Origin of the sequence: Enterococcus sp. DIV1224 (assembly GCF_050555455.1) — a bacterium.
Lineage (GTDB): Bacteria > Bacillota > Bacilli > Lactobacillales > Enterococcaceae > Enterococcus_B > Enterococcus_B lactis.
The window spans coordinates 1,730,828-1,737,500 of record NZ_CP187859.1 but is presented as its reverse complement, the minus strand read 5'-3'; the positions used below and the strand labels follow the sequence as shown (position 1 = coordinate 1,737,500).

Here is a 6,673-nt window from a genome sequence, read left to right as displayed (position 1 = left end):
GGCAATTCGTAATGGGGTTGTTTCAACACTGTCATTGATTTTGATTGGTACATTTTTTATGGTTTTCATCAATTTACCGTTTCCTGGGTGGAATGAATTTATTGCCCCTTATTCGGCAACGATCGTTTTACCTTTCAGGATTACGATGGGATTAATGGCTATTTACGCAACTTTTGTTATGGGTTCGGATCTAGCTAAATCATATGGGTTGGATAGTGTGACGGGTGGTATATTATCACTAGGGACGTTCTTTATGTTACAAGTTCCTGTAAACGTTTTAACACCTGAAGAGGCACCTCTTGGCTGGGTCTTACCGATGAGTTCTTTAGGAGCATCTGGGATGTTTGCCGGGATCCTATCCATGATTTTTGCAGTGGAAGTGTATCGTTTCTTTAAAAAGCGTAATATTACTATCAAAATGCCAGAACAAGTACCACCTGCTGTTGCCCGTAGTTTTGAGGCATTGATTCCTGGTGCAGTGATTTTAACAACGACTTGGTTGATTCGAAGCGTCGCGGGCTTTGATGTAAACGCTGCCTTATTATCGTTATTCGAGCCTTTAACCAATATTTTAGGGAATAATCTGCTTGGTGTTTTATTACCAATGTTTTTGATCCATTTGTTGTGGTCATTTGGGATCCATGGCATGAGTATCGTAGGGGCTGTCGTTCGCCCAATGTGGCTGATTATGTTGGATGAGAATGCGAAGGCGTTAGCAGATGGTACAGCTGCTACCAAATTGCCTTATATTGCTCCTGAACAGTTTTATCAATGGACAGTTACGATTGGCGGTGCAGGAGCCACGATTGTGGTATCAGTTTTGTTTTTATTCTTTTGTAAATCAAAATTCTTAAAAGAAGTTGGTCGCTTTTCCATTATTCCTGGTATCTTCAATATCAATGAGCCGATGATTTTTGGAGCTCCTATGATGTTGAATCCTTATATGTTCATTCCATTCAACTTAGTTCCTTTAGTTTTGACTATTGTCAGCTATTTTGCAGTCAAATTAGAAATGGTCAATGGATTTACTGTGTTGCCAACATGGACATTACCAGCACCAATCGGCGGCTATCTTTCAGCAGGAAATGACTGGCGTGTGGTTGTTTTGATTGTGATCAATACACTGATAGCATTTATCATCTATTATCCATTTGTAAAAGCTTATGATAAAAAGATGTTGTCAGATGAACAAAATAATAATGGAGATAACGAAATACAAACTGCTTAGGTCTGATTTCAGAGGTGGAAAACAATGTATTGGCTGATTTTATTTTTTGTTTTTATCTTTTTATTAACGATAAGCCAACTTATGTTGAATATGCTGGCTATGCATCAGGTTCACATCAATCGGTGGGTTTGGGCACTGGCATCATTTTTGATTGTGATTCTTCCAAAGATCATTTTACCGCAGATAAATGTTTTATTATCATGGGGTACATATATACTTTGTGGAATTTTTACTATCAATTTTATGATCGAGCAGCATAGGTGGTTTGTCACATCGAAGCTTTAATCGAAGCTTTAAATGTTCCAAAAGCAGGCTTGTAAATGCAAGCTTGCTTTTTTACCGTTGTATCAAGAACAATAGACCATACTCCATACTAACTAAGTCGTTTCTTTTCTTTCCGTTCTGCCATTATATAAAGTTTATGATTGCTTTAACCGATTTGGCAGAAAGAAGGAGATAAAAATGAGCGATTTATCAACAATGGATTTAGAATTAATGGATGCTGCAACCGAAGTCATTAAATCAAATATTGATTTGGTGTCTTTCAATCATACAGTAGGAGCTGCAGTACGTTGCACAAATGGTAATGTGTATACTGGTGTGAATGTTTATTCGAATCATGGGGCATGTGCAGAAATCATTGCGTTAGGGACAGCAATCAGTCGTGGTGAACGTGATTTTGAGTGTATCGTAGCTGTGGGTGGAGATCATTCTGACATGATCTATTCTCCATGTGGGAATTGCCGACAGTTTATATTGGAGTATGCACCTGATTGTGAAATCATTGTCTCAACAGAAGAGGGGGTTAAAAAAATCAAAATTACGGATCTCATTCCATATGCTTACCACAGATCAGAATGATTTTTATACGAACAGATTCTCTTTTTATTTTCAATCAACAGAAGGTTTAATGATGTTGGATGAATGATTATCGGTATACAAGGAGATGCAGTGTCATGGGGAAGCTCGTCATATTAAGAGGAAATTCAGCAAGTGGGAAAACAACGACAGCTAAAGCTATTCAAAATCATTTTCCTATGGGGAAGGTGATGCGAATCTCTCAAGATGAAGTGAGAAGAGGAATGTTGAATGTCAAAGATAAAATAGGAAATCCTACACCAGATTTGATCCGTCAGTTGGTAGAATTTGGAAAAGACAGATTTGATTTAGTCCTTGTTGAGGGGATCATGCGCACAAAAATCTACAAAGCGATGCTTATGGACCTGTATGAGAGCTTTCAAGGAAATGTATTTGCTTATTATTACGATCTTTCTTTTGAAGAAACGCTGAGACGTCACAGCCAGAGAAAGATGTCAAAAGAATTTGGTGCAGAACAAATGGCGGAGTGGTGGTTGGAGCACGATATACTTGGATTGCCTAATGAGAAGATACTGACTGCCGAATTAAGTCAACAAGAAATGATAGAGAAAATACTTCAGGAGATTGATCTGCAGGTAGACAGTTGATTTTTTATCAAGAAATAATTGGTGATAAAAATTAAAATTTTTATTCTGTTCTAAACAATTATGGTTGTTTAGAACTTTTTTTTGTGTATGATATAAAGGAGAAATAATTTTTTAAAGGGAAGGAAATTGTTTTGATAAAAGTAGATGGAGCATTACTGAAAGAATACCGAAAGAAAAAGGGGTTAACCCAAGTACAATTAGCAGAAGGTATTTGCGAACAGGCAACTGTCAGCAATATCGAAAACAAGAATATGTCACCAGGTATCAACATCCTAAGTGCGCTTTGCAAAAAGTTGAATGTCGAGATCTCCGATATATTAGTGGAAACAGAAGAAGACAAGATCAGAAAAAAATTAAGTGAGATTCAATCGTTGAATGCTGTATCGAAGTACAAAGAATCTTATGAAATTTTACAAACGGTTGATCAGAAAAAAGTAAGCAATTCTGATCTTTTAAACCAAATCTTGTTTTATCAAGGACTGCTTGATCATCTTTATGCAAAAAAAGAAGATGCAGCATTGTTTTATTTCAATCAAGTGTTGGAACAAACGACCGAAACAGATATCCATCACTTACAAGCAGCTGCAAATGTGGCAATGATCTACTTGGCAAAAGGAGAATTAGACTTTGCAAAAGTGTATGTGGAACGTACGCTTAAAATCTTGAATGATACTGATTTTGATAATCTGATGGTCTGTGCCGTATATTATAATATCGCTACCTATTACAGCAAAATCGAGAACTATGAAAAAGCAATCCAGTTGTGCGAGAAGGGGATCGAATACAATAAGAAACATAAATCAACCCATTCATTGGAATACTTGTTTTATGAAATTGCTTTTTGCCATAAGCAACTAGGAGAAGACGATTATTTAGAAAGATATATGGATGCCAAAAAAGTAGCATGTTTCAACGGGAATGATCACGCGGTGAAAGTGATCGAAAACGACCTTAAATAAAGAGGTCATGACAGAAGTGTATAACTTTAAGAATACCGTTGATTCGAAAAAAAAGAGATGTGACAAAAACTTTTGTCACATCTCTTTTTTTATGGCTTAATTTCGATTGCAGCCGCCGCTTCAAAACTTTTCAACATACGATCTAGTCCATCTACTAATTTCGATTTCGGACAGCCGATATTCAATCGTAAAAATTGATGACCGTTTCCGCCGTAAATCGATCCATCCATAATCGCCACTTTGCCTACAGAAATCAGCTTCTCTCTTAAAAGAGGAATATCTGATACAGCTTTGGATACATCCAGCCACATCAAATAGGTTGCTTCAAGATCGACGACTTTTACATCTGGCAGTTTTTCCTGGATAAATGTTTTTACATACCGCTGATTGCTTTCAAGATAATGATTCAGTTCATCTACCCAATGACTGCAATACCGATAGGCACTCATTGTCGCTAACATACCGAAAATATTGGTAGAAGATAACCCATCCGCATTTTTTAACTTTCTTTGAAAATGCTCACGTAACCCAAGATTCGGTATCAACGCATAGGCAAATGTCAATCCAGGGAAGTTAAATGTTTTTGTACCGCTGGTGACAATCGCCACTTGTTCATAATTGAAGCGTGTGATAGGTATATGCCTTTGTCCTCGTCCTAAAATGTCCATGTGTATCTCATCAGATAATAAAAATATAGAATACTGACGGCACAATGCCACGATTTTTTCTAATTCCCATTGTTTCCATACTCTTCCGGTTGGATTGTGGGGAGAGCAGAGAAGTAGTACTTTGTTTTCTGGCCTGGCTAATTTCTCTTCTAAATTCGTAAAATCGATCCGGTACTGATTTTCTTCATAGATCAAAGGATTCTCGACTAGAAGTCGGTCATTGTCTTGGATGACTTTAAAAAAAGCATCATAAGCTGGCGTTTGTAAAACCACTCCTTCCCCTTTTTTAGTAAGCATTTGAATAAGGGTAGATACTGCATAGATAACTGTTGGAGTGTACATGATCCATTCTTCTTCCAGTAGTGTGTCAAAACGGGATTGATACCACTGTTTAATTGCTTCTTTTAATTCATGATGATTCCAGCGGGTATAGCCAAATACTGGATGGTTCATCCTTTCTTTCAAAGTTTTGAGTACTTCTTTTGGGACCATAAAATCTGTATCAGAAATCGTAAAAGGGAGTAAATCAGCTTCTCCAAATCGGTCTTCAACGTAGTCCCACTGTGTACAGTACGTTCCTTTTCTATTTATAGCGGTATCAAATGTCACAAAATTCACCTTCTATCTTTTTATCCTAAAATCGTATCAAGCTGATTGCGAACAGTTGTGACTTTTGTTCCGATAATCACTTGGACGTTTTGATGATCGAGATGGACCACACCTAATGCTCCTAGTTGTTTTAACTTTTCATCATCTACGATATCTGCATCTGCTAAAACTAAACGTAAACGTGTAATACAATTATCTAAAGATTGGATGTTTTCTTGACCACCAAGTGCTGCTAAAATTCCTTTTGCATCGTATCCGCCTGTTTTATGAAAGTTCACTTCTTGATCGGTATATTCTGTTTCATCCACTGTCTTGTCACGCCCAGGTGTTTTTAAATCCAATTTTATGATTACTGTTTTGAAGACAATATAGTAAATACCGAACCACAAAGCACCGATTATTAATACCCACCACCATTTTGTGTCATTACCTTGAAGTAGACCAAAAATCACAAAATCTAAGATTCCACCATCTGTATTCCCGATTACTACACCTAATAATGCCATGACCATAAAACCTAGACCAGTCATGACGACATGGAAGAGCCATAATAGCGGACTAATGAATAAAAATAAAAATTCGATTGGTTCTGTGATTCCGGTCACAGCTGTCGCAATCACACCTGAAATCAACAATCCTTTGATTTTATGTCGATTTTGTGGTGCTGCGGTACGATACATAGCTAATGCTGCTGCAGGCAGTCCAAAAATAAATGTAGGCATTTTTCCCTGTGATAAAAAGGCAGTTGCACTTGGCGAAATAGGCAAATTGTTTTGCAATTCTGCATAAAAGATATTCAGTGCACCAAATACTTCTTTCCCATCAATGATCGCCGAACCACCAGCTTCAGTAAAGCGTATCATCGAAACTAGAATATGATGAAGCCCGAATGGAAGAAGCAGTCGTTCCCCTGAGCCGAATAAGAAGGGACCAAATATTCCTGAACGTTGGATTAGCTGGCCGATAGCCATAATGACCATAGCGAATAAAGGCCAAATCAAGGGGATGATCAAACCAACAAACCCTAAAACTAGAGAAGTGATAATCGGTACAAAACGAGCCCCTGAGAAGAAGGCGAAACTATCTGGTAACTGAACAGTATAAAACCTGTTATGCAACTTATAAACGATGATTCCAGCAATGATCCCTCCAAGAACACCCATTTCGATCGTCTGGATACCAAAAACCATTCCTTGTCCAGCTTCTCGCAAGTGGTCGGCATCAACTAAACGATTTGTCAGGACTAAGTAAAAGTTGATGGCTAAATTCATGACAGTGTAACCGACGAATCCAGAGAAAGCGGCCACACCTTTTTCCTTACGAACTAATCCTAATGGAATGGCCATGGCAAACATGACTGGCAAGTAGGTAAAGGCAAAACCGCCAATAGCAGACATGAATTGGAACACTGCTTTGACTGCTGGATATCCTAAAAACGGTAAAGTCTGAATCATTGATTCACTGGAAAATGAACTACCTAACCCTAAAAGAATACCCATGAAAGCTAACAAAGCAACCGGCAACATAAAAGTCTTTCCCAACCCTTGAAAGAACTCCCAAAAGGTCGATTTCTTTTTCTTTGTATCCATTTTTCTTCCTCCATCTCTTAGTAGTTTTAAAATCTTAAAAAAATGATTGCGTTTTCATTGATAGGTTTATTATAGCTAACTAAAGGAAATAAAAAAGAGGAGACAGATATTCTGTATCCTCATACATGATTGAGTAAGCAGTTTCACTAGAAAT

At 37.5% G+C, this 6,673-nt stretch carries 7 protein-coding genes (1 of these 7 only partly in view); 5 read left to right on the top strand and 2 right to left on the bottom strand.

What is annotated here, in order from left to right; all coding sequences use genetic code 11:
- The 5 genes from IGK53_RS08435 to IGK53_RS08415 all read left to right on the top strand — a co-directional run.
- Nucleotides 1-1,228, top strand: partial view of a PTS sugar transporter subunit IIC gene (locus tag IGK53_RS08435; protein WP_002320565.1) — the 3' portion only. It extends 77 nt beyond the left edge of the window; only the last 1,228 of its 1,305 coding nucleotides appear in the window; its start codon lies off the left edge, out of view; the stop codon is at nucleotides 1,226-1,228.
- A gap of 24 nt (nucleotides 1,229-1,252) precedes the next feature.
- Nucleotides 1,253-1,513, top strand: coding sequence for a hypothetical protein (locus IGK53_RS08430; protein ID WP_002329066.1), 261 nt, complete (start codon nucleotides 1,253-1,255; stop codon nucleotides 1,511-1,513).
- Nucleotides 1,514-1,690: 177 nt separating this feature from the next.
- On the top strand, nucleotides 1,691-2,089 hold the full coding sequence (locus IGK53_RS08425; protein ID WP_002329067.1) for a cytidine deaminase family protein: 399 nt from the start codon (nucleotides 1,691-1,693) through the stop codon (nucleotides 2,087-2,089).
- A 95-nt stretch (nucleotides 2,090-2,184) separates the two neighbouring features.
- On the top strand, nucleotides 2,185-2,694 hold the full coding sequence (locus IGK53_RS08420) for a kinase (RefSeq protein ID WP_002329068.1): 510 nt from the start codon (nucleotides 2,185-2,187) through the stop codon (nucleotides 2,692-2,694).
- A 131-nt stretch (nucleotides 2,695-2,825) separates the two neighbouring features.
- Entirely contained in the window at nucleotides 2,826-3,653 is an 828-nt protein-coding gene (locus IGK53_RS08415) for a helix-turn-helix transcriptional regulator (protein ID WP_002329069.1), read from the top strand.
- 89 nt (nucleotides 3,654-3,742) lie between these two features.
- Here the strand turns inward: IGK53_RS08415 and IGK53_RS08410 are convergent, their stop codons facing one another.
- Both IGK53_RS08410 and malX read right to left on the bottom strand, forming a co-directional pair.
- Complete coding sequence (locus IGK53_RS08410) at nucleotides 3,743-4,939, bottom strand: MalY/PatB family protein (RefSeq protein WP_016629257.1); 1,197 nt, start codon at nucleotides 4,937-4,939, stop codon at nucleotides 3,743-3,745.
- 11 nt (nucleotides 4,940-4,950) lie between these two features.
- Nucleotides 4,951-6,519: a maltose/glucose-specific PTS transporter subunit IIBC gene (gene malX, locus IGK53_RS08405; RefSeq protein WP_002329071.1), complete on the bottom strand. Its 1,569-nt coding sequence runs from the start codon at nucleotides 6,517-6,519 to the stop codon at nucleotides 4,951-4,953.
- Between the last annotated feature and the right edge of the window lie 154 nt (nucleotides 6,520-6,673).

What these genes read in the sequence shown, in the direction of transcription:
- malX (WP_002329071.1), bottom strand. Translation starts at nt 6,519, where the DNA reads ATGGATACAAAGAAAAAGAAATCGACCTTTTGGGAGTTCTTTCAAGGG.
- IGK53_RS08425 (WP_002329067.1), top strand. Translation starts at nt 1,691, where the DNA reads ATGAGCGATTTATCAACAATGGATTTAGAATTAATGGATGCTGCAACC.
- IGK53_RS08430 (WP_002329066.1), top strand. Translation starts at nt 1,253, where the DNA reads ATGTATTGGCTGATTTTATTTTTTGTTTTTATCTTTTTATTAACGATA.
- IGK53_RS08420 (WP_002329068.1), top strand. Translation starts at nt 2,185, where the DNA reads ATGGGGAAGCTCGTCATATTAAGAGGAAATTCAGCAAGTGGGAAAACA.